The sequence below is a fragment of the Faecalibacterium sp. BIOML-A1 genome (assembly GCF_009679715.1).
Lineage (GTDB): Bacteria > Bacillota > Clostridia > Oscillospirales > Ruminococcaceae > Faecalibacterium > Faecalibacterium taiwanense.
This window is the reverse complement of record NZ_WKZJ01000003.1, coordinates 1-21936: the sequence shown is the minus strand read 5'-3', so window position 1 is coordinate 21936 and position 21936 is coordinate 1. Positions and strand designations below refer to the sequence as shown.

Annotated in this window: 19 protein-coding genes and 2 tRNA genes; 13 read left to right on the top strand and 8 right to left on the bottom strand. The window is 56.0% G+C overall.

Annotation, left to right across the window (positions count from 1 at the left end; all coding sequences use genetic code 11):
• Positions 1–18: 18 nt before the first annotated feature.
• The 4 genes from GKG36_RS04320 to greA all read right to left on the bottom strand — a co-directional run bounded on the left by GKG36_RS04320 (position 19) and on the right by greA (position 6275).
• On the bottom strand, positions 19–1500 hold the full coding sequence (locus GKG36_RS04320; protein WP_154259367.1) for a class I SAM-dependent DNA methyltransferase: 1482 nt from the start codon (positions 1498–1500) through the stop codon (positions 19–21).
• 2 nt (positions 1501–1502) lie between these two features.
• The gene (locus GKG36_RS04315; RefSeq protein ID WP_154259365.1) at positions 1503–3881 is read right to left on the bottom strand and encodes a DEAD/DEAH box helicase family protein; all 2379 of its coding nucleotides are present in this window, start codon (positions 3879–3881) and stop codon (positions 1503–1505) included.
• A gap of 371 nt (positions 3882–4252) precedes the next feature.
• A complete protein-coding gene (gene lysS / locus GKG36_RS04310) occupies positions 4253–5764 on the bottom strand; it encodes a lysine--tRNA ligase (RefSeq protein ID WP_005945010.1) in 1512 nt (503 codons plus the stop codon).
• A 25-nt stretch (positions 5765–5789) separates the two neighbouring features.
• The gene (greA, locus tag GKG36_RS04305; RefSeq protein WP_005945007.1) at positions 5790–6275 is read right to left on the bottom strand and encodes a transcription elongation factor GreA; all 486 of its coding nucleotides are present in this window, start codon (positions 6273–6275) and stop codon (positions 5790–5792) included.
• A 279-nt stretch (positions 6276–6554) separates the two neighbouring features.
• Between greA and GKG36_RS04300 the strand changes: the two genes are divergently transcribed.
• Positions 6555–7025 (top strand): S-layer homology domain-containing protein, encoded by a 471-nt coding sequence (locus tag GKG36_RS04300; protein WP_154259363.1) that lies wholly within the window; start codon positions 6555–6557, stop codon positions 7023–7025.
• Between the two features lie 649 nt (positions 7026–7674).
• On the opposite strand, the gene GKG36_RS04295 is transcribed toward GKG36_RS04300, so the two are convergent.
• Complete coding sequence (locus GKG36_RS04295; protein WP_154259361.1) at positions 7675–9759, bottom strand: elongation factor G; 2085 nt, start codon at positions 9757–9759, stop codon at positions 7675–7677.
• A gap of 243 nt (positions 9760–10002) precedes the next feature.
• On the opposite strand from GKG36_RS04295, the gene GKG36_RS04290 reads away from it, so the two are divergent.
• Positions 10003–10482, top strand: coding sequence for a dCMP deaminase family protein (locus tag GKG36_RS04290; protein WP_005944992.1), 480 nt, complete (start codon positions 10003–10005; stop codon positions 10480–10482).
• A gap of 389 nt (positions 10483–10871) precedes the next feature.
• A complete protein-coding gene (gene argF / locus GKG36_RS04285; protein WP_005944985.1) occupies positions 10872–11870 on the top strand; it encodes an ornithine carbamoyltransferase in 999 nt (332 codons plus the stop codon).
• 56 nt (positions 11871–11926) lie between these two features.
• Here argF and GKG36_RS04280 read toward each other — a convergent pair whose 3' ends face one another.
• The gene (locus GKG36_RS04280; protein WP_005944982.1) at positions 11927–12487 is read right to left on the bottom strand and encodes a biotin transporter BioY; all 561 of its coding nucleotides are present in this window, start codon (positions 12485–12487) and stop codon (positions 11927–11929) included.
• A 284-nt stretch (positions 12488–12771) separates the two neighbouring features.
• On the opposite strand from GKG36_RS04280, the gene GKG36_RS04275 reads away from it, so the two are divergent.
• The 6 genes from GKG36_RS04275 to GKG36_RS04250 all read left to right on the top strand — a co-directional run bounded on the left by GKG36_RS04275 (position 12772) and on the right by GKG36_RS04250 (position 16512).
• Positions 12772–13347 carry a hypothetical protein gene (locus tag GKG36_RS04275; protein ID WP_243112001.1) on the top strand — a complete coding sequence of 192 codons (576 nt, stop codon included), beginning with the start codon at positions 12772–12774 and terminating at the stop codon, positions 13345–13347.
• A 122-nt stretch (positions 13348–13469) separates the two neighbouring features.
• Positions 13470–13961 (top strand): sigma-70 family RNA polymerase sigma factor, encoded by a 492-nt coding sequence (locus tag GKG36_RS04270; protein ID WP_044954130.1) that lies wholly within the window; start codon positions 13470–13472, stop codon positions 13959–13961.
• On the top strand, positions 13948–15087 hold the full coding sequence (locus GKG36_RS04265; RefSeq protein ID WP_154259359.1) for a DUF4349 domain-containing protein: 1140 nt from the start codon (positions 13948–13950) through the stop codon (positions 15085–15087). Before GKG36_RS04270 ends, GKG36_RS04265 begins: the two co-directional genes overlap by 14 nt.
• Positions 15088–15173: 86 nt before the next feature.
• Positions 15174–15250: transfer RNA gene (locus GKG36_RS04260), tRNA-Met, on the top strand.
• Between the two features lie 112 nt (positions 15251–15362).
• Complete coding sequence (locus GKG36_RS04255; protein WP_097781402.1) at positions 15363–16307, top strand: GTP-binding protein; 945 nt, start codon at positions 15363–15365, stop codon at positions 16305–16307.
• Positions 16308–16365: 58 nt separating this feature from the next.
• Complete coding sequence (locus tag GKG36_RS04250) at positions 16366–16512, top strand: hypothetical protein (protein ID WP_154259357.1); 147 nt, start codon at positions 16366–16368, stop codon at positions 16510–16512.
• 50 nt (positions 16513–16562) lie between these two features.
• On the opposite strand, the gene GKG36_RS04245 is transcribed toward GKG36_RS04250, so the two are convergent.
• A complete protein-coding gene (locus GKG36_RS04245) occupies positions 16563–17078 on the bottom strand; it encodes a PTS glucose transporter subunit IIA (protein WP_005944949.1) in 516 nt (171 codons plus the stop codon).
• A 163-nt stretch (positions 17079–17241) separates the two neighbouring features.
• Positions 17242–18264 (bottom strand): aminotransferase class I/II-fold pyridoxal phosphate-dependent enzyme, encoded by a 1023-nt coding sequence (locus GKG36_RS04240; RefSeq protein WP_005944946.1) that lies wholly within the window; start codon positions 18262–18264, stop codon positions 17242–17244.
• Positions 18265–18435: 171 nt separating this feature from the next.
• Between GKG36_RS04240 and GKG36_RS04235 the strand changes: the two genes are divergently transcribed.
• From GKG36_RS04235 to GKG36_RS04220, 4 genes are all read left to right on the top strand, one after another.
• The gene (locus tag GKG36_RS04235; protein WP_154259355.1) at positions 18436–19518 is read left to right on the top strand and encodes an ATP-binding protein; all 1083 of its coding nucleotides are present in this window, start codon (positions 18436–18438) and stop codon (positions 19516–19518) included.
• Positions 19508–20242, top strand: a complete 735-nt coding sequence (locus tag GKG36_RS04230) for a response regulator transcription factor (protein ID WP_044954127.1) — start codon at positions 19508–19510, stop codon at positions 20240–20242. The genes GKG36_RS04235 and GKG36_RS04230 overlap by 11 nt, the downstream gene beginning before the upstream one ends.
• Positions 20239–21561 carry an SLC13 family permease gene (locus GKG36_RS04225; protein ID WP_154259353.1) on the top strand — a complete coding sequence of 441 codons (1323 nt, stop codon included), beginning with the start codon at positions 20239–20241 and terminating at the stop codon, positions 21559–21561. The genes GKG36_RS04230 and GKG36_RS04225 overlap by 4 nt, the downstream gene beginning before the upstream one ends.
• 218 nt (positions 21562–21779) lie before the next feature.
• Positions 21780–21866 (top strand) — tRNA-Leu (locus tag GKG36_RS04220).
• Positions 21867–21936 lie beyond the last annotated feature (70 nt).

Here is a 21936-nt window from a genome sequence, read left to right as displayed (position 1 = left end):
CTTCCTTATCTATGTAGCTCAGTCCTGTGCATCAAGGTCAATGCCCAGAATCTCCGTGATCTGAGCAAGGATTCGGTCAATGTCTGCGTTCAGGCTGGCGCGCTTCTCCTGATACTGCTGAATCAACTCTTTGGGCGGTAGGATTTCCTCTTCCTCATGCGGATAGCCACACAAGTCAATATTATAGTTGCGGTCTTTGATCTCCTGTACGGTGTACTTTTTGGCCTTGTCAAACCCGTCCAGCTGAATTTCTTTGCGGTCACTCCACCATTCTACCGCAGGAGCAAAGTGTTCCAGCTTCATGGGCTTGGTCTTGCTGAAATGCTTGTAGCCTTTCGGCATATCCAGACGATAAAACCAGGTTTCCTCTGTCGGGCCAGTATGGTCAAAGAACAAAATGTTGGTCGTAATCGACGTATATGGGGAGAACACACTACCCGGCATACGGATGATGGTATGGACATTGAACTCAGAGAACAGTTTCGTTTTGATTGCTACTTTGGCATTGTCTGTGCCGAACAAAAAACCATCCGGCAGAATGACTGCTGCGCGGCCATTTTCTTTCAGTCGATACATAATGACGGACATGAACAGGTCTGCTGTTTCGCTGCTGGCAAGGTCAGCCGGAAAGTGATTTTTAACATCGTTTTTCTCAGAACCACCATAGGGAGGGTTCATCAAGATAACATCTACCTGATCGTCCTCGGTATAGTCCAGAACATCCCGAAGCAACGTGTTATCGTGGAACACCTGCGGCACATCCAAGTCATGCAGCAGCATATTGGTGATGCACAGCATATATGGGAACTGCTTCTTTTCAATGCCATATATGGAGTTTGCATACAGGGCTTCATCCTCTGTTGTCTTGACCTTTTTATGCAGAGCTTTCAGCCAACTGGTGATAAAACCACCTGTGCCACAGGCAAAATCGGCCATCTTCTCCCCGATTTGTGGGTTGATCATCTGCGCCATAAAATCAGTCACGGCGCGCGGCGTATAAAATTCACCTGCAGAGCCAGCACTTTGCAGCTCTTTTAGAATAGTTTCGTAAATCTCACCAAACGCATGACTTTCTGCATAATCACTCAGGTCAAGTTCATCAATCACATTGATAACTTGTCGGAGCAAAACGCCATCTTTCATGTAGTTGTTTGCATCTGCAAAGGTAGTCTGCACGATTGCTTTTTTGATGGGCGTAGAAGCGTCCACAGGTAACTTTTTCAAAGTAGGGAACAGCGTATTGTTGACAAATTCCAACAGTGTGTCACCCGTTATGCCCTTACCGTTTTCATCGTGTGCCCAGTTACGCCAACGGCAGGGTTCAGGAATAATTGACTGGTAATCCTTTTCGTCCCACGCCCAATCATTCTCTTTGGCATCGTACACTTTCAAAAAGAGCATCCATGCAATCTGCTCAATGCGCTGCGCATCACCGTTGATACCTGCATCGTTCCGCATAATATCGCGGACACGCTTCACAAAATTCGATAAATTTCCCATTGTTATGCAATTTCTCCTTCATAGATTGCCTGTTCCAGTTCCTTAACAGCTTTCAGATACCCGTCTTTCCCGCCAAAGTAAGAGGCAATCTTTTGAGGCTTGCCCATTTTCAGGAACGGGTCAAGCCGCAGAATTTCCGTTTTCTCAATTTCATAAATGCCAGTATTCATATACTTGTCCAGAAGTGCCTCCAGAACATCTCTTGCTGCACCGCTGTATTTGCTTAGAAAGTCGCGTTTTTTGACATTTTCTGCTCGTTCTCTGCGCGTCAAAGGCTTTTTATCAAACGCAACATGGCAGATAAAGTCAAAGTCGTCCACATCCGTCATGTTCTGGTCGGCCTTTAGTGCTTCAAGGTCAATACCATGCTCCAAAAGAAGCTCCCGGATTTTTTCTTTCTTTTCTTCAGCAGACCATTGACGGATAAAATTGTCCAGTGAAGCGTACGAGCCACGGATATTTTCTTTCGTGTAGTCAATAATGCTTTCCTGCCGGAGCAGTTTCCCGCCTGCATCATAAATAGAAACCGTTTTGTAGATGATCTCCACCCGACAGCCGTCTTTATCAACGATTGGTTTGGGTTTCTTGGGGTCTGGCGGCGTGGGAGGGTCAGATGTTCCTGAGCCCTTTTTCGGTACGGGCTTATCGTTCTCTTTTTCGGAATCGAAGTCCTCGTTCATTTCAATCGGACCATCCCAATCCGGGTCCGCAAAAAGTCGGCTCACATTTCGGAAATCCATCACAACAAAATGGGTCTTGCCTTCTTTTTCGCGCAGACGGGTTCCGCGGCCAATGATCTGCTTGAATTCAGTCATAGAGCCAATCATTTCATCCAAAACAATCAGCTTTGTCATCTTGCAATCCGAACCCGTGGAGAGCAGCTTGGAGGTAGTCGCAATAACAGGATATTTCGAGCCAACAGAGATAAAATAATCCAGCTTACTCTTTCCATAAGTATCGCTGCCTGTAATGCGGACAACATAATCGGGATTCTGCTTCACCATGTCAGCGTTCTGGTTTGCCAAAGCCATCCGCATACGCTCTGCCGCTTCTTCGGTTGGGCAGAACACAATGGTTTTTGCCATACGGTCGGTACTTTTCAAGTACCGCGTGATTTCAGCAGCAACTTGATTGATACGATCTTCTATAATGATGTTGTAGTCGTAATCGCTGTTTGTGTAAATACGATCTTCGATTTCATTTCCGTAAATATCGCGCTGGCCCTTGCGAGGACGCCATCCCTCACCAATATCAGTCATAACATTGATTACCTTAAAAGGTGCAAGAAAACCGTCCTCGATTCCTTCTTTCAGACTGTAAGTATAGATGGGTTCACCAAAGTAGTCGATGTTGGAAACATATTTGGTTTCTTTAGGCGTAGCGGTCATGCCGATTTGCGTAGCAGAAGCAAAATATTCCAGAATTTTGCGCCAGTTGCTTTCTTTCTTCGCCGAGCCACGGTGACACTCATCGACAATAATCAGGTCAAAGAAATCCGGGCTAAAGAGCTGTGACAGCTTATCGAGTGCATTTTCAGCGTTCTCGTCTTGTTCTTCGTTCTTTCCAGCGAGCTGCTGATAGAGAGAAAAATAGACCTCATAAGAAGTAATCGTGCGAGGGTCGTCCTTAGAAAAATTCACCTTATGAATGACCTTTTCCAGCGGCGCAAAGTCCTGTTGGATAGACTGGTCAACAAGATTGTTCCGATCCGCAAGATAGAGAATCTTTTTCTTTAAGCCGCTTTTGAGCAGACGATACACAATTTGAAACGCCGTATAAGTTTTACCTGTACCAGTTGCCATTACCAACAAAAGCCGATTCTGCCCTCTTGCAATCGCGTCCAACGTGCGGTTGATGGCAATGCGCTGGTAATAGCGCGGCGGGTAAGTGTTTTGGCTGCTATAATACGGTTGTGCAATCATTTTCTCCTGTACATCCGTCAGACCAGTTCCATTGTTTGCGCCTGCTTTGTACCGCTCAACCAACTCTTTTTCCGTTGGAAATTCGTCAAGGCCAAAGGTGCGCTCTTTACCTGTCAAAAAGTCATGCTCCGCAAAACCATCCCCATTTGAGCTAAAGGCAAACGGAACATCCAACATCTGCGCATAGGTCATGGCCTGCTGCAATCCATGGGAAACCGTATGATTGTTGTCTTTTGCTTCAACAATGGCAATCGGATTATTCGCGCTCAGGTAAAGCACATAGTCTGCACGTTTCGGCTTTTCACGGGCCACAACGTTACCTTTGAGGTTGATACGGCCATCCGTAATTTTTGTTTCCAGCGTGATGTGCTGGTTGTTCCACTTTGCCGTGATTGCGGGTGTGATGTAGTGAAACTTAATATCTTCTTCGGACATTTGACTCTTTGAAAGCACCGCCATACAGACAACCTCCTGCATTGTAGAATCCCGAAAACTTCCAGATAATCAATATTATCGGAAGTTGTATGCCGCAACGACCTTTAAGGTTAAACTACTCCAATTATTACTATACCACGACTTGATTCGGTGGGCAACAAGACAATACCAGTATTTTTCCGAAATACTCTTAATATCTTCCAAACATGAAAAGCACCCCTGCCAATCCATGTGTTATCACACATTTCATTGACAGGGGTGCTTGTGTTTATTGTAGGCTGCTTTCCGTTTTACTGATGCAAATTATCAAATTTGGTGGTAAGTTGGTGGTAAATCCACGTTGCTCCAGTATCACATATCGTGATTTTTAACGAATATAAGCCAATTTTTGCATTTTACTGCTCAATCGGCTTCATCGTGGGGAACAGCAGCACATCGCGGATGGAGGCGCTGTCGGTGAGCAGCATCACCAGACGGTCCACGCCGAAGCCCAGACCGCCCGTGGGGGGCAGGCCGTACTCCAGTGCGTTCACGTAGTCGTAGTCCACCTGTGCCTTGCAGTCGGGCTCGATGGCCTTGCGCTCGGCCACCTGACGCTCGAAGCGGCCCTTCTGGTCGATGGGGTCGTTCAGCTCGCTGAAGGCGTTGCCGTACTCGGTGCAGTCGATGAAATACTCAAAGCGCTCGGTGAAGGCGGGATCGTCCGGCTTGCGCTTTGCCAGCGGGCTGATCTCTACGGGGTAGTCGTAGATGAAGGTGGGCTGGATGAGCTTGTCCTCCACGAAGGCATCAAAGAACTCGGCCAGAATGGAACCCTTGGTGGGCACCTCGGGCAGCTCCACGTGGTGCTCCTTGGCGGCGGCGATGGCATCCTCGTCGGACTTCCAGTCGTTGAAGTCCACGCCGGAATACTTCTTCACGGCTTCCACCATGGTCAGGCGCTCCCAGTGACCCATGTCGATCTGCTTGCCCTGATAGGGGATGACCATGCTGCCGCAGATCTTCTGGGCAAGGCGCTTGTACAGCTCCTCCACCAGATCCATCATGCCGTGGAAGTCGGTGAAGGCCTGATACAGCTCGATGCTGGTGAACTCCGGGTTGTGCTTGGGGTCCATGCCCTCGTTGCGGAAGATGCGGCCCACCTCGTACACGCGGTCCATGCCGCCCACGATCAGGCGCTTGAGGTACAGCTCGGTCTCAATGCGCAGCACCATGTCCATGTTCAGGCTGTTGTGATGGGTGTAGAAGGGGCGTGCGGATGCGCCGATCTCGAAGGGGGTCAGGATGGGGGTGTCCACCTCCAGGAAGCCCTTCTCGTCCAGATAGGCGCGGATCTCCTTCAGGATCTGGCTGCGCTTCACGAAGGTGTCCTTCACCTCGGGGTTTGCAATCAGGTCCACGTAGCGCTGACGGTAACGCATCTCGGTGTCGGTCAGGCCGTGGAACTTCTCGGGCAGGGGACGCAGGCTCTTGGCCAGCAGGGTCAGCTCGGTGGCGCGCACGCTCAGTTCGCCGGTCTTGGTGCGGAACACCTCGCCCTTCACGCCGATGATATCGCCCACGTCCAGCTTCTTGAAGGCGGCGTAAGGCTCTTCGCCCAGCTCATCGCGGCGGACGTACAGCTGAATGTCGCCCTTATCGTCCCGCAGGTGGGCAAAGCTTGCCTTGCCCATTACGCGCTTGGACATCATACGGCCAGCCAGCGCCACGGTCTTGCCGCTGTCGGTCTCGTTGGGCAGGTCGGCAAACTCGGCCTTCAGGTCGGCAGAGTAGGCATCCTGCGGGTACTTGGTCAGGGTGAAGGGGTCGTGGCCTGCAGCCTGCAGGTCGGCCAGCTTCTGGCGGCGCACCTGCACCTGCTCGCTCTCGGACAGGCCCTGCGCCGGGTTCTTCTTTTGTTCTTCCATGGTTTCTCCTATTCGTTTGGCCTGCTCAGCCTGCAGCGTGGGTAATGTTCAGCACGGTGTACTCCACGGTGTGGCCGGTGGGCAGCAGCACTTCGGCCTTGTCGCCCACAGCCTTGCCCAGCAGAGCGTGGCCCACGGGGCTTTCGTCGCTGATCTTGCCGTTCAGGGGGTCGGCTTCGGTGCGGCCCACAATGTCGTACTCCTCGTTCTCGTCCTCACCGGTCATGAGGATGGTGACGTGGGTGCCCACAGAGACATTGTCCACGCTCAGCTCGCTCTCATCAATGATGACGGCGTTCTTGATCATCTGCTCCAGTTCGGTGATGCGGTTCTCCACCAGACCCTGCGTATTCTTGGCCTCGTCGTACTCGCTGTTCTCGGAAAGGTCGCCGTGGCTGCGTGCTTCCTTGATCTCTTCGGCCAGCTCCTTGCGGCGCACCGTTTTGAGGTATTCCAGTTCTTCCTGCATTGCCTTCAGACCGGCAGCGGACATCTTGATCTCTTGTGCCATTTGAGAATCTCTCCTTGTCTCTATTTGTGCTGTGCAGCCGCAAAGCCGCACAAGAATGCCATTTTGACTACATTATTATAATAGCAGGCGGCTGCTTTGTCAACAAAAAAGGCGGCGGTAGGGCAGAAAAATGTGTCGGCTGGAGCAAATAAAGGAACAGCCCGCTCTTCAAAAAAGGAGAACGGGCTGTTTTGATTCCATTGGGTGTTACTTGGTAGACGGTTTCATCTGCTGTGCCTTTTTCCACGCGCGAATGGCTTTTACGGTGGAGACCGGCACATGGGGGTCGAATTTGTCCGGATGCTCACTGCTGCGCAGCGTCATCAGCTCGTTTTCAATTGCCCACTGTGCAGCCTGCTGCCCAGCGACATTGTCGAGATCGGCGCGGCACCTGAAGGCGACGCAGGCGGTGCCATTGCCGCCGTGGTCCTTGGCAGCGCAGCCGTGTGGGGCGGCTACGAGGTGGTGACGCGGGTGATCCTGAATGAACTGCTGCCCGAGGGTGCAGCCATCCCCGCAAACCGCGGCCAGCTGGCATTGCTGGTATGGAACAGTGCAGGCAGGCCCGAACCCGCCGCACAGCCCGCGTTTGCGGATGTGGCCGACGCTGACATGGCAAAGGCTGCACAGTGGTGCGCGGAGCAGGGCATCATGGAAGCCAAGAGCTCAGACACCTTCAAGCCCGAAGGCTGGACACCGAAGTTCAACGTGATCGAAACCTGGAATAGGGCATTCCCCAAGGCAAAGTAAATTGTAAATTTTCTCGTACATCCTTGACTTTTGCACCAAAGTGCATACACTAGAGATAGATAAGGTGATGAGAACTTATCCATAGGGTTCATGCAATGAACAAAGCAAAGCCCCCCGGTAGTCGGAATACCGGGGGGCTTTTTGTTGTATTGTGTTAGAGCATGTGTTATACTGGCACTGCGGCCCTTCTCCGCTTCACAACATGTGGAAAGGAGGTGGAATCCCATATGGATAATCTTATCGCGTTTTTCCAGACTGTCGCAGCAGAAGTAGTAGCATACTATCTTTGCAAGTGGCTTGACAGCCTGATGTGTAAGGGCAGTAAGCACTAACACAAGAACCCCCTCGGAGTTGCCGCTCCGAGGGGGTTTTGTTTTTGCATGGAATCCCATGGAAATAGGCCTTATCGCGTTGCCTACCTCTAGTATATGCAATCCCGCGCAAAAGTCAAGCAGGCAGATGAAAATTAACAATTTGCCGTTGGAATGGCCCGCAAAAACCCCCGCTGACAGAGGGAAAAGTGTCAACGGGGGCCGGGGTGATGTCGTGTTTCGGTGGGAACTCCTTCAGTCAGAACCTGACGGTTCTGCCAGCTCCCTCGGTGAGGGGGCTGTCTGCGCAGCAGACTGGGGAAGTTGACGTTTACCGTTTAATCGTCTGCGCTCTCGTCCAGATTGCCCAGCTTCTTGGCCTGCTCCACAACGGCAGGCACCAGCATCTCGGGCAGAACCTCGTAGCGGGCAAACTCGGTGGTGAACCAGCCGCGGCCCTGCGTGGTCTGCCGGATGAAGGTGGTAAAGTTTGCAAGCTCTGCCAGCGGCACTTCCGCAATGATGGTCTGCATGCCGTCCTCGTCCGGCTCCATGCCCAGCACGCGGCCGCGGCGCTTGGTCACATCGCCCATGATATCGCCGGTGTTGTCGTTTGGCACATGAGCCTTCAGGGTGTGGATGGGTTCCAGAATGACCGGGCCGGCCTCCGGCATAGCGGCCTTGTAAGCCAGCTTTGCGGCCATAATAAAGGCCATCTCGGAGCTGTCCACCGGGTGGTAGCTGCCGTCCAGCAGGGTGGCTTTCAGGCCCACCACGGGGTAGCCTGCAAGCACGCCCTTTTCGGCGGCAAGGCGCACGCCCTTTTCAACAGCCGGGAAGAAGTTCTTGGGCACGCTGCCGCCGAACACCTTCTCCTCGAACACGACCTGCTCGCTGTCGCAGGGCTCGAAGTTGATGATAACATCACCGAACTGGCCGTGACCGCCGGTCTGCTTCTTATGACGGCCCTGCTTCTGGCAGGCCTTGCGGATGGACTCGCGGTAGGCGATGCGGGGTGCTTCCAGCCCGATCTCCACGCCGAACTTGTTCTTGAGTTTGGCCTTCACCACGTCCAGATGCTGCTCGCCCAGACCGCCGATCACCTGCTGATGGGTCTCGGCGTTGTTCTCGTAGCTCAGGGTGGGGTCTTCTTCCATCAGGCGGGCCAGCGCGCTGCTGATCTTGCCCTCGTCGCCCTTCTTGGCCACAGTGACGGCCATGAACAGACTGGGCTTGGGGAACACGGGGGCGGGCAGCTTGACCACGCGCTCAGCGTCGCACAGGGTGTCGCCGGTCTTGGCGCTCACCAGCTTTGCCACTGCGCCGATGTCACCGGCAATGATGCCGTCGGAATCCACCTGCTTTTTGCCAATGACGGTGAGGGGCTTGGAGATCTTCTCCACATCGCCGGTGCGGGCGTTGGTGAGGGGTTCGCCTGCAGTCACCTTGCCGCTGACCACGCGCAGATAGCTCAGCTTGCCCACGAACGGGTCGGCCACGGTCTTGAACACGTAGGCGGCGGTAGGCTCGTCCACGGTGCAGTGCAGTTCCACCGGCTCGCCGGCGGCATCCTCGGCCAGCGTGCTGGCTTCGTGCTCCGGGCTGGGCAGCAGCTTGTGCATGTTGAACAGCAGCATATCCAGTGCCTGCTGGTTCACGGCGCTGCCGCAGAACACGGGGGTGATCAGGCCGTCCTTGACGCCCTTGCGCATGCCTTCCACAATCTCCTCGGTGGTGAAGGCTTCGCCGCCGAAGAACTTTTCCATCAGCTCATCGTCGGTCTCGGCAATGGCTTCGCTCATGGCCTCGATCAGGCCCTGAAAACGGTGGCCGATGTCCGGCAGGTCCACCTGGATCTGCTTGCCGCCCTCGTACTTGAAGGCCTTCTGGCTGAACAGGTTGATGTACACGGGGGTGCCGTCGTCCAACTTGGCGGGCACCACGCAGGGGCAGACGGTGGAGCCGAACTTGATCTTCATATCCTCAAGGATCTTGAAGTAGTTGGCATTCTCCAGATCGCACTTGGAGACGAACACCATGGTAGCCTTGCCATTCTTGCGGGCCAGCTGGAACGCCTTTTCCGCACCCACAGTCACGCCGCTGCGGCCGGACACCACCACCAGCACGCTCTCGGCTGCGCGGATGCCCTCGTACTCACCGGCCTCGAAGTCGAACAGGCCCGGCGCATCGATCAGGTTGTACTTGATGCCCTCGTACTCCACGGGGACGACCGATGCAGACAGGCTGGCCTTGCGCTTTGCTTCCTCGGGGTCAAAGTCCGAAATCGTGGTGCCGTCCTCGACCCGGCCCATACGCTCGGCAGCGCCCGAAAAATAGACCAGCGCCTCGGTGAGCGTGGTCTTGCCGCTGCCGGCATGACCGGCAATCAGGATATTGCGGATGTTGTTGCTTGCGTATTTCATATCGGTTTTTCCCTCATTTCCGCCGCACGGAGCATTCTCTCCGCTTTTGTGGCATATTTTACAAAGATAATACCACACTTAAAATGATTTTTAAATATTTCGTTTGAAAATTCTGACGAATCAAGCGCCAAACTTCGGGGCAAGGTTTTGTGCAAGTTGCACGGCAGTGCCAAAGTTTATTGTAAAATCCACAGCGATACGCTATAATAAAAGGCAGAATAAAGGCACAAGGAGCATACCAAAATGAAACGCACGGATTACATCAACTGGGATGAATATTTCATGGGCATTGCGCTGCTCACGGCCATGCGCTCCAAGGACCCCAACAGTCAGGTGGGCGCGTGCATCGTCAGCTCGGAAAACAAAATTCTGTCCTTGGGCTACAACGGTATGCCCATTGGCTGCAGCGACGACGAGATGCCCTGGGAGCGGGAGGGCGCACCGCTGGACACCAAGTATATGTACGTGTGCCACGCCGAGCTGAACGCCATCCTCAACAGCGCCCACAATAACCTGAAAGGTGCGCGGGTGTACGTGACGCTGTTCCCCTGCAACGAGTGCACCAAGGCCATCATCCAGTCGGGCATTGCCGAGGTGGTGTACTACGGCGACAAGTACCACGACAGCGATTCCAGCGTGGCGGCGCGGTTCATGTTCAAAAAGGCCGGCGTGAAGCTGACTGCCTATCAGTCCACCGGACGGAAGGCAGAGCTGGAGCTGTGAACTTTTTTCATAGCATCTTGACTTTTGTGTGGGATTGCATATACTAAGGGTAGGAAGTTGGTTAGAACATTCCATTGTATCCACGCACAAAAAAGAGCCCTCTCAGAGTTGCAGCTCCGAGAGGGTTCTTTTTGTGCTTACTTGCCCTTGCGGTGACTCTCAAGCCACTTGCACAGGAAGTGTGCAGCTACCTGTGCTGCGACAGCCACCAGAAAATTGGTTAGAATGGTGTCCATGGTATCCACCCCCTTCTGTTGCCAGAATGGAGAAGGGCAGCACAGCCAGTATAGCATATCCGACAGGGTATTGCAATTTTTTCAGAATCCCAGTATAATATATAATATAAGTATAAATATACAATGAAATTTGCATAGAGAGGGAAATATACAATGAGCCTGAAGAACCGCAGCTTTTTGAAGCTATTGGACTACACCCCTGCCGAGATCGAAGAACTGCTGGACCTTGCCGCAGACCTGAAGGCAAAAAAGAAGGCCGGTATCCGCCACAATGACCAGCTGGCAGGCAAGAACATCGCCCTGATCTTTGAAAAGACCTCCACCCGCACCCGTTGCAGCTTCGAGGTCGCTGCCCACGATCTGGGCATGGAAGTGACCTACCTTGACCCGTCCGGCAGCCAGATCGGCAAGAAGGAGTCCATCGCCGACACTGCCCGTGTGCTGGGCCGCATGTTCGACGGCATCGAGTACCGGGGCTATGGCCAGCAGATCGTGGAAGACCTTGCCCACTACGCCGGTGTGCCGGTGTGGAACGGCCTGACCAACGAGTTCCATCCCACCCAGATCCTGGCCGACTTCCTCACCATCCGGGAGCACTTTGGCCACCTGAAGGGCATCAACTTCGTTTACTTCGGCGATGCCCGCTACAACATGGGCAACAGCCTGATGGTGGGCTGCGCCAAGATGGGCCTGAACTTCACCGCCTGTGCACCCAAGAAGTACCAGCCGGACGCTGCCCTCGTGGCCGAGTGCCAGAAGATCGCTGCCGAGACCGGTGCCACCCTCACCTTTGAGGAGGATTCCGCCAAGGCCGCCAAGGGTGCCGACGTGCTGTACACCGATGTGTGGGTGTCCATGGGTGAGCCGGTGGAGGTGTGGGCTGAGCGCATCAACGACCTTGCCGCCTACCAGATCAACCAGCAGCTGATGGACATTGCAGGCCCGCACGCTGTGTTCATGCACTGCCTGCCCGCCTTCCACGACCACAAGACCACCGTGGGCAAGGAGATGGGCGAGCGCTTTGGCCGCGATGCCATGGAAGTGACCGATGAAGTGTTTGAAGGCCCCCAGAGCATCGTGTTTGACGAAGCCGAGAACCGGATGCACACCATCAAGGCCGTGATGGCTGCGACCCTTGGCTATGTAAAATAACGGATCACAAATAAAAAAGGGAGGCTGCGTTTGCAGTCTCCCTTTTGCTTTGCCTGTTAGGCTTCCTTCAGCTTCAGCACGCCAGCCTGTACCAGACGCTTGCGCAGCAGTGCACCCACGATGCAGCTCACCACGATCTTGGCGAGGTCCAGCGCAATGAACGGGTACACGCACACCGAAAGCGCATAGCCCAGCTCGCACTGCATCTGGAACACGAACCATGCGGTGCCCAGCACGTAGCAGGCGGCATCGCCCAGCACAAGGCCGACACCGGAGATCACCGGCTGGCCCTTGCTCTTTTCGATGAACAGACCGCCGATGAAGGCCAGCAGCAGGTAGCCCACCAGATAGCCGCCGGTGGGGCCTGCCAGCTTGGCAATGCCCGCGCCGTAGCCGGAGAACACCGGCACGCCCACAAGGCCGATGAGCAGGTACACCGCCACGCTCAGGGTGCCGAACTTGGGCCCCAGCAGCCATGCGGTCAGGCAGATGACAAAGTTTGACAGCGAAATGGGAATGGCTCCGATGGGCACGCTCAGCGGGCCAAGCACGCACAGCGCGGCGGCCATCAGTGCGGTGACGGCCATCTGATAGGTGGTCAGTTTTTTGTTTTTCATAGAATAGAATTCCCCTCTGTTAAAAATTTACAAGGCATCTGTGCCCGAGTATAACGCGGCAGAGGGAAGACGGTCAACAATGAAGTTACAGCAGGGTTTACAATAGGGCGTGTTGTAATGCGTCGTAGAATATGGTAAGATGATAACAAAAAAGATTGACCGTCCTGCTTCCAAACTGTGCGGTCAATCTTTTTGACAAGCGGGATGGAAAGCTGACCCTTGCAGTCAGCGCCCCTTCTGTATTTATTATACCGCATCAGCGTTATTTGTCAAGGAGGTTCCCTATGGGTGGAGGACACGTATCGCGCCCCGATTTCGGGATGCCGCAGCCGGACCCGGCCTACCCACTGACCGAGTTCTACCTGCTTTTGCAGCACGCACTGGACAAAGCGGGCCGCTTTGCGCTGCCTGCGCTGTATGCCCGCGTGCAGGCACCGGCCCGGCACATCTATCTGGACGAGGCGCGGGAATATTTGAGCCTTTCGCCTACCGGGCGGGAGGGGGATATCCGCCTGCTGGCCGAGGGCAGTCTGCAGCTGCTGTACAGTACCCTGCACGTCCAGCCGGACGGCACGCCTGCAGCCCTGCTGCTCACCGAGGAGTGCACCCGCGCCACGGTGGCGGTGCAGCTGCTGCCGCCCTTTGTGTGGGAGGACCCGCTGCCGCCGCTGCCGGACACCCCTGCGGCGCTGACGCTGCAGCTGACCATGCAGGATGTGATGCAGGCCGATACCGACCCGGAAGCGCTGGGCAGAAAGCTGGCTGGCACAGCGGCGAACAAGCGCTGGCTGCACCATCCGAAGGCCGAGACCTTCCTTGCAGAACGGGTGGCCCTGCTGCAGAGAGTATATAAAAGGTGATTTTCATAAATTTTTCCTGCAATGCAATCTTCGGGGGCGTTCAGCCGTGTATAGGGTGAATGTCCCCCGTGGAACACGAATTCCACCAGCCCTGTACAGGCGGTAAAGGAGAGCTTGAAACTATGGGACAGCTGACCAGAAACGAAGTATTTACGCTGGCAGTGCAGAAATACAGCGATGCTGTTTACCGCGCTGCCATACACAACAGCCGATGCACAGCCGATGCCGAGGACGTGGTGCAGGATGTCTACGAGAAGCTCCTGCATTATAATGGTACGTTTGAGAGTGAGGAGCACCTCAAGGCGTGGCTGCTGCGGGTGGCCATCAACCGCTGCCGGGACCTGACCCGCGCAGCCCATCAGAAGGACACCGAGCTGGACGAGAACCTGCCCGCGCCCGATGCGTTTGAGGACGGCAGTGTGCTGGACGCAGTGCGCGCCCTGCCGGAAAACTACCGCAATGCCATCTATCTGCATTACTACGAGGGATACACGGCGGCGGAAATCGGCCGGATGATGGGCGCACCGTCCAACACGGTGCTGAGCTGGCTGCGGCGTGCCCGGGCGCAGTTACATACGATGCTGAAGGAGGAGATCGAAGATGAGGTGGTATGAGTACAAGATGGAGACGGACGACCTCTACGCCCCGGACGATCTGAAGGCAAAGCTGCTGGCCATGACAGACCAGTTGACCGAAGAAGAAAAGGCCCAGCCCATGATGAAAACCGACGCACCGGTACCAGCTCAGTCCGCCCCGGTGCAGCCGAAGAAGAAACTGATCCGCTTCCCCGCAAAGCGGGTGGGCGTACTGGCGGCCTGCCTTGCTGTGTGCGTGGTAGGCTATGGTGCTTTTGCCACCGGACAAATCGGCCTTGGCGCAAAGAGCAGCAGCCCGGCGGTCTATTATTCTGCGGACAGCACTGCGGCGGTGATGGCGGCAGGCGGCGCGGACCGCGCCGCTGTGGACAGCCCCATGGCAGCCGATTACAGTCTGAACACCATGGCGCTGGAAAGCGGCGCAGACAACGGCACCGCTGTTTATTCGGAGGACGACGCGGCAGCAGCGGCCCATAGCACCGACCACGCAAAGATCATCTACACCGCGAACCTCAGCCTGGAAAGCAAGGACTACGACGCAGCCCGCGCTGCGCTGGATGCTGCCCTTGCTGAAGCGGGCGGCTATCTGGAATCCAGCAGTGAATACTCGGATGCCGGTGACAGCCGCAGTGTCAGCCTGACCTACCGGGTGCCGCAGCAGAACTACGAGAACTTTCTTGCCGCCGTGGCCGAAGCAGGCAACGTGACCTACAAAAACCAGCAGGCCGACGACGTGACCGCCCAGTACATGGACGTGGAGACCCGGCTTGAGAATCTCAAGAACCAGCGAACCCGCCTGCAGCAGCTGCAGCAGCAGGCCGACAACCTCTCCGACCTGCTTGAGATCGAGTCCAGCCTGACGGATGTGCAGAGCCAGATCGAGAGCTGGCAGAGCCAGATGGACTGGTACAACGATCAGGTGGAAGAGTGCACCGTGTACGTGAGCCTGAGCGAGGTGAGCACCTACTCGCCGCCCAGCGAGGGCTTCGGCAGCCGCTTTGTCAGCGCCCTTTCCGCTGGCTGGCAGAACTTTGTGGGTGGCCTGCAGCAGGTCATCGTTGCCCTTGCCGGTGCATGGCCGGTGGTGGTGATCGCAGCCGCCGCCTGCGCAGGGTTCGTGGTTTGGAAAAAGAAGAAAAAATAAATCAAAAAAATACTTGACATCCGCCCGCCCTTGTGGTATTATACTTGAGCAGTCAGCGAGAACCGCTGAGAGCACAAAGTAAATATCGCGGGGTGGAGCAGTCTGGTAGCTCGTCGGGCTCATAACCCGAAGGTCGTTGGTTCAAATCCGGCCCCCGCAACCACCAAGCGTTCTGAGATCTCTCAGAACGCTTTTTTGTTTGCCACTGGCGTATTGCAGTTTGCTGCGGTATACTGGAACCGGGCAAACAACAGCACAGGAGGTGCTTTTTTATTATGGTACAGGTAGACCTTATCACCGGCTTTCTGGGCGCAGGCAAAACCACCTTTCTGCGTCGGTATGTCCGGTATCTGGTGGCACAGGGCCACAATGTCTGCATTCTGGAAAACGACTTCGGCGCAGTGAATGTGGATGCCATGCTGGTGCAGGACCTTCTTGGCCCGAACTGCGACCTTGAGACCATCAGCGGCGGATGCGACTGCGACACCCACCAGCGCCGGATGCGCACCAAGCTCATTGCCATGGCCATGCGCGGGTTCGACCGGGTGGTGGTGGAACCCAGCGGCATCTTTGATGTGGACGAGTTTTTTGATGTGCTGCGGGACGACCCGCTGGACCGCTGGTATCACATCGGCAATGTGATCGCCATAGTGGATGCCATGCTGCCGGAAACGCTTTCGCCGCAGGCTGAGTATGTGCTGGCATCCGAGACGGCCAACGCGGGCCGGGTGCTGGTCAGCCGTACCCAGTTGGCCGGGCAGCAGCAGACCGCTGCCGCCGTGGCCCACCTGACCCGTGCGCTGGAGGGCTGCAAGTGCTCCCGCCGCTTTGCGCCGGAAGAGATCATCACCAAGGACTGGGCACGGCTTACCGATGCCGACCTTGCCGCCATTGCGGCCTGCGGCTGCAGGCAGGCCAGCTGCGAAAAGCTGCATTTTGACGAGCACGAAGCCTTCAGCTCTCTGTGCTTTCTGGAGCAGCACCTGACGCTGCAGCAGCTGCAGGCCGCTGCCGACCATCTGTTTGCGGATGCCGCCTGCGGCCATGTGCTGCGGGTGAAGGGCTTTGCACCGGACCCGCAGGGCACCACCGGCTGGCTGGAGCTGAACGCCACCGCTGCCGGCAGAACACTGGAACCCATCCCGCAGGGGCAGGATGTGCTCATCGTCATTGGCGAAGGACTGGACAAAGCGGCCATTGAAGCCCGGCTTAAGGCCTGAATTTTCAACACAAAAACAACAGAATGGTGAAAAACAGAAGGAGAAAGAGAAGGAGGTCATGAACAAGACCCGGCAGGCTCCCTCGGCACGGCGCATCATCGGCATGGTGGTGGGTGTTATCATCATCGCCTTTGGCCCCTTCATCCAGTTCTTCGATGGACATTTCTCCCAGAAGGCGCTGAAATATAAACAAGAAAAGGAATAACAAAAAGGCGTGGGCCTCCGAATGGAAGCTCACGCCTTTTACGATTACGATCAGAACTTGAACAGCGGGGTGCCTGCCAGCACATCGCCCTCGGCCAGCATCTTCAGCTCGCCCATGTCATCGCCGTTGGTCACGATGATGGCGGTAGCGGTGGGATGGCCTGCGGCGCGGATGGCGTCCAGATCCACCTTCAGCAGCGGGGTGCCGGCCTTGACCTTATCGCCCACCTTGACCAGTGCCTTGAAGCCCTTGCCCTGCATCTCCACGGTGTCCATGCCAACATGGATCAGGATCTCAATGCCGTCCTCGCTGGTCAGGCCCACGGCGTGCAGGGTGGAAGCCACCTGTTCCACGGTGCCGTCAAACGGAGCATACACGGTCTTGCCGGTGGGCTCGATGCCGCAGCCGGGGCCAAGGATGCCCTGTGCAAAGGTCTCGTCGGGGATGTCGGCCTGTGCCAGCACCTTGCCGCGGATGGGGGTCAGAACGGTCTTGCTCTGACCGAAGAATTTGACAGTCTCTTCCTGCTCGGTCTTGCCGCCGAACAGCTTATCAAAAAAGCCCATGTTAAAATACCTTCTTTCCGATCATTTCATAGAGCCAGCCGGCCGAAACGCTGTCCTGCAAGGCCCACCGTCTCCAACCCATTGGTCTACCCAAAAGATACCACATTGTGAAAGAAATTGCAATTGGTATCCCGCATAAAACAGCCAAAAATCTTTGGCGGCATCACATCAGGTCGATCAGCTGCTCGATCTCCTCCATGCGGGTGGCCCAGCTGGTGGCAATGCGCATCACGGTGTGGGTGTCGTCGTACTTCTCCCAGAAGCCGAACTTTGCCAGTGGCTCCAGCGCTTCCAGCTGGCTGTTTTCCAGAATGGGGAACACCTGATTGGTGGGCGACTCCATATAGAAGCGGTAGCCCTTGGCAGCAAGGCCCTCCTTCAGACGGTCGGCAGTCTCGATGGCGTTCCGGCTGATGCGGGTGTACAGATCATCGGTGAACAGCACATCGAACTGCAGGCCCATCAGACGGCCTTTGGCAAGCAGCGCGCCCTGCTGCTTGACCATAGTCATAAAGTGGGCCGGTGCGCCGTGGGGGAACACCACGGCCTCGCCGCACAGCGCGCCCACCTTGGTGCCGCCGATATAGAACACATCGGTCAGGCGGGCGATATCCTGCAGGGTAACATCGGTGCCCTTGGCCATCAGACCGTAGCCCAGGCGTGCGCCGTCCATGAACAGGGGCATGTGGTACTCCTGACACACAGCGTGCAGCTCTTCCAGCTCAGCCTTGGTGTACAGGGTGCCGTACTCGGACGGGTGAGAGATATATACCATGCCGGGGAACACCATGTGGTCGTGGTTGGCATCGGCATAGAAGGTGGCGCACCAGTCGCGCACATCGGCGGCGCTCACCTTGCCCTCGTGGGCGGGCAGGGCAATGACCTTGTGGCCGGTATACTCAATGGCACCGGCTTCGTGTGCAGCCACATGGCCGGTGGCAGCAGCCATCACGCCCTGCCAGCGCTGCAGCATGGACGCAATGACGATGGCGTTGGTCTGGGTGCCGCCGGAGATGAAGGTCACGTCTGCATCCGGGCAGCCGCAGGCAGCACAGATCTTTGCTTTGGCGCTGGCGCAGTAGGGGTCGGTGCCATAGCCGGGCACCTTTTCAAAGTTGGTCTCGGCCAGCTTTTGCAGGATGGCAGGGTGTGCACCCTCACAGTAGTCGTTCTCGAAATACAGCATATCGTTACTCCTGATCCAGTGAGATAAAGTGTTGATAGGGCTATTCTACTACGGGGGAGAGGGAGTGTCAAATCGCGTCCCTCTTTACGGCAAAGGATTTTTACTGTATCTTTAGTTTTTCTATGGTATAATGCGGGAAACGGAATATATTATTTGGGAAGGGGAATGTGCATGAAAAAACAGACGCTTGTGCGGGATGCCACCGTAATGCTGCTGGCTCTGTTCGCCGCCTATGCCATGGTGATGCTTACACAGGCCGTTATGGGCCGCATTGAGGGCGTAGCAATGCTTATTTTTATGCTGGCGGTATTTGTCACCTCTATGTATACAGAAGGTTATGCGTGGGGCGTGGCGGCTTCGCTCATCAGCGTGCTGGCTGTGAACTTTGCCTTCCTCTCACCGTATTTCGCCTTCAACTTTACCCTGTCGGAAAACCTGTTCTCCGGCCTTGTGATGTTGGTGGTGTCCATCATGACCAGCACCCTCACCACCCGCATCAAAAAGCAGGAACAGCTGCGTATGGAAAGCGAGAAGGAGAAGATGCGTGCAAACCTTCTGCGCGCGGTTTCTCACGATCTGCGCACCCCGCTCACCTCCATCTACGGTGCCTGCTCCACTGTGATCGAAAATTATGACTCGCTGGATAAGGAAAAGACCATTAAACTGCTTGGCGAAGCCTGCAGTGATGCCCAGTGGCTGACCCGCATGGTGGAGAATCTGCTTTCCGTCACCCGCATCGACAGCGAGAAGGTGACGGTGCAAAAGACCCCCACTGTGCTGGACGAACTGCTGGATACGGTGCTGGTCAAGTTCCGCAAGCGCTACCCGGAGATCCCGGTGGAGCTGGAAACGCCGGATGCCTTTATCGTGATCCCCATGGATTCCATGCTGATCCAGCAGGTGCTGATGAACCTGCTGGAAAATGCCGCTCTGCACGCCGAGGGCATGACAAAACTGACCTTGAAGGTGTTCACGGTGGGCAATCGTGCGGTGTTCGAGGTGACGGACGATGGCTGCGGCATCCCCAGAGAACGGCTGAAAACGCTGTTCTCGGGCACCGGCGGCACCGACCCGGATGTACCGGCAGACAGCCGCAAGCACGGCATGGGCATCGGCCTTTCGGTATGTGCGGCCATCATCAAGGCGCACGGCGGCGAGATCAAGGCCGAGAGCCGTCTGGGTGAGGGAACGACCATCCGCTTCTGGCTGGAGACCGAAGAAATTGAAATGGAGGATGCAGAAGATGAGCAATAACAAATTCAAGGTCCTGATCGTAGAGGATGAGGCAAATATCTGCAGCTTTATCGAAACGCTGCTCACCACCAACGATTATCAGGCTCTGGTGGCTCATACCTGTACCATGGGCCTGACTCTGTTCGCCTCCCACAACCCGGATCTGGTCATTCTGGATCTGGGCCTGCCGGACCGGGATGGGCTGGAATTCATCCGCACCGTGCGGCAGAAGTATATGACCCCCATCGTGGTGCTCTCGGCCCGCACCGACGAGATGGATAAGATCGAAGCGCTGGATCTGGGTGCCAATGATTACATCACCAAGCCCTTCAGCACCGGCGAACTGCTGGCCCGCGTGCGCGCTGCCCTGCGGCTGAACCGCTACAGTGCCATGCACGGCGGCAATGCCCCGGCGGGTGAGTTCCGCGCACAGGGAATGCGCATCAACTATGACCGCCGTAAGGTGTTCGTGGACGAGCAGGAGATCAAGCTGACCCAGACCGAATACAACATCGTAGCGTTCCTTTCCCAGCACGCGGGCCGCGTGATGACCTATGCGGCCATCGTCAAGGCCATCTGGGGCGATACCGACATCGGCAGCACCAAAAAGCTGCAGGTGAACATGGCCAATATCCGCAAAAAGCTGGGCAGCCGTCCGGGCAGCAATGCCTATATCCTCAATGAGCTGGGCGTGGGCTACCGCATGATCGACGAGGATGCCCGCAGCGGGGAGATCAACGAATGATACTTGCACTGATCCTGTTTGCTGTTACCTATGTATTGATGCTGTGGCTGCAGCAGTACCGCCCGTGGGTGGCACTGTGCAGTGCGGTGCTCTTTATTGTGCTGGGCGAGGCAGGGGTCTACGAGTTTTCACTCCGCGCCGCGCTGCAGGCCGTGGATTATAATGTGCTGCTCATGATGGCGGGCACCATGGGTACGGTGGCACTGTTCATCGAGAGCAAAATGCCTGCCCGCCTGGCGGAAATGCTTATCGTCTGTGTGCCGGATGTCAAGTGGGCGGTGTGTATGCTGGCGCTGTTCGCCGGTATCATCAGTGCTTTTGTGGACAATGTGGCCACCGTGCTCATGGTGGCACCGGTGGGCCTTGCCATTGCCCGCAAGCTGAAGATCTCGCCGGTGCCGGTGCTCATTGCCATTGCGGTGTCCTCCAACCTGCAGGGCGCGGCCACGCTGGTGGGCGACACCACCAGCATCCTGCTGGGCAGCTTTGCCGACATGAATTTCTTCGATTTCTTCTGGATGCGGGGCCGTCCGGGCATTTTCTGGGGCGTGGAGCTGGGCGCACTTGCTTCGCTGGCAGTGCTGCTGTGGCTGTTCCGCCGCGAGACCCAGCCTATCGCCGCAAAGGTGGAGACTGAGGTGGAGGACGATGTGCCCACTGCCCTGATGCTGCTCACGGTGGGTCTGCTCATTGCGGCATCCTTCCTGCCGGAGCCTGCAGCCGGGCCGCTGCACACGGTGTACGAGCTGCGCAGCGGCCTTGTGTGCATGGGGCTGTGCCTGTTTGGCGTGGCGCGCGCCTGCCTGCGGGCAGGGTCGGCAAAGCCGCTGGCGCATGTGCTGGGCGAGCTGGACTGCGACACCCTGCTGCTGTTGTTTGGCTTGTTCATCGTGATTGCGGGCATCCACGCGGCGGGTGTTATCGACGCAGCAGCCCGGCTGTTCCATGCCGTGGCAGGGGAAAACCCTTTCCGACTGTTTACGCTGCTGGTGGTGGTGTCGGTGGTGCTTTCGGCCTTCATCGATAACATCCCTTACGTGGCCGCCATGCTGCCGGTGGTGCAAAGCATCGCCGCCCTGATGAACGATGGCGTGGGCGTGGAACCCTATGTGTTTTACTTCGGCCTGCTCACCGGTGCAACGTTGGGCGGCAACCTGACCCCCATCGGTGCTTCGGCCAATATCGCGGCCATTGGCATTCTGCGCAAAAACGGCGAGACCGTCACCACCCGCGACTTCCTGCGCATCGGCGTGCCCTTTACGCTGGCCGCCGTGCTGGCAGGCTATGCGTACCTGTGGCTGGTGTGGGGCAAAGTCTGATCTGCTGGCCTCCGGAACGGCTGCCTGCTGAAGAAAAAACAAAGAAACTCCGACCCTCTGCACCGCCGGAAAATCGGCCTGCAGAGGGCTTTTTTCGCGAAAGTATGACGTTTTGTAGTGGGGAAAAAGTTTTTTTGAAAAAATGCTTGACAATTCTGCCATATCTGGTATAATAACTATCGTTCCAAGCGTCACAGCTCACGAATACAACAGAATATGCGGATATGGCGGAATTGGCAGACGCGTTAGATTCAGGTTCTAATCGGGGCAACTCGGTGGAGGTTCAAGTCCTCTTATCCGCACCAAACCATGAAAATCCGAACCTTTTCTCGATAGGAGAAGGGCTCGGATTTTTTGTTTTCTTCGGAAACGAGA

Bases quoted from the DNA above. Each gene is read 5' to 3' on its own strand.
- GKG36_RS04320 (WP_154259367.1), bottom strand. From the start codon at position 1,500: ATGGGAAATTTATCGAATTTTGTGAAGCGTGTCCGCGATATTATGCGG.
- GKG36_RS04315 (WP_154259365.1), bottom strand. From the start codon at position 3,881: ATGGCGGTGCTTTCAAAGAGTCAAATGTCCGAAGAAGATATTAAGTTT.
- lysS (WP_005945010.1), bottom strand. From the start codon at position 5,764: ATGGAAGAACAAAAGAAGAACCCGGCGCAGGGCCTGTCCGAGAGCGAG.
- greA (WP_005945007.1), bottom strand. From the start codon at position 6,275: ATGGCACAAGAGATCAAGATGTCCGCTGCCGGTCTGAAGGCAATGCAG.
- GKG36_RS04300 (WP_154259363.1), top strand. From the start codon at position 6,555: ATGGGGGTCGAATTTGTCCGGATGCTCACTGCTGCGCAGCGTCATCAG.
- GKG36_RS04295 (WP_154259361.1), bottom strand. From the start codon at position 9,759: ATGAAATACGCAAGCAACAACATCCGCAATATCCTGATTGCCGGTCAT.
- GKG36_RS04290 (WP_005944992.1), top strand. From the start codon at position 10,003: ATGAAACGCACGGATTACATCAACTGGGATGAATATTTCATGGGCATT.
- argF (WP_005944985.1), top strand. From the start codon at position 10,872: ATGAGCCTGAAGAACCGCAGCTTTTTGAAGCTATTGGACTACACCCCT.
- GKG36_RS04280 (WP_005944982.1), bottom strand. From the start codon at position 12,487: ATGAAAAACAAAAAACTGACCACCTATCAGATGGCCGTCACCGCACTG.
- GKG36_RS04275 (WP_243112001.1), top strand. From the start codon at position 12,772: ATGGGTGGAGGACACGTATCGCGCCCCGATTTCGGGATGCCGCAGCCG.
- GKG36_RS04270 (WP_044954130.1), top strand. From the start codon at position 13,470: ATGGGACAGCTGACCAGAAACGAAGTATTTACGCTGGCAGTGCAGAAA.
- GKG36_RS04265 (WP_154259359.1), top strand. From the start codon at position 13,948: ATGAGGTGGTATGAGTACAAGATGGAGACGGACGACCTCTACGCCCCG.
- GKG36_RS04255 (WP_097781402.1), top strand. From the start codon at position 15,363: ATGGTACAGGTAGACCTTATCACCGGCTTTCTGGGCGCAGGCAAAACC.
- GKG36_RS04250 (WP_154259357.1), top strand. From the start codon at position 16,366: ATGAACAAGACCCGGCAGGCTCCCTCGGCACGGCGCATCATCGGCATG.
- GKG36_RS04245 (WP_005944949.1), bottom strand. From the start codon at position 17,078: ATGGGCTTTTTTGATAAGCTGTTCGGCGGCAAGACCGAGCAGGAAGAG.
- GKG36_RS04240 (WP_005944946.1), bottom strand. From the start codon at position 18,264: ATGCTGTATTTCGAGAACGACTACTGTGAGGGTGCACACCCTGCCATC.
- GKG36_RS04235 (WP_154259355.1), top strand. From the start codon at position 18,436: ATGAAAAAACAGACGCTTGTGCGGGATGCCACCGTAATGCTGCTGGCT.
- GKG36_RS04230 (WP_044954127.1), top strand. From the start codon at position 19,508: ATGAGCAATAACAAATTCAAGGTCCTGATCGTAGAGGATGAGGCAAAT.
- GKG36_RS04225 (WP_154259353.1), top strand. From the start codon at position 20,239: ATGATACTTGCACTGATCCTGTTTGCTGTTACCTATGTATTGATGCTG.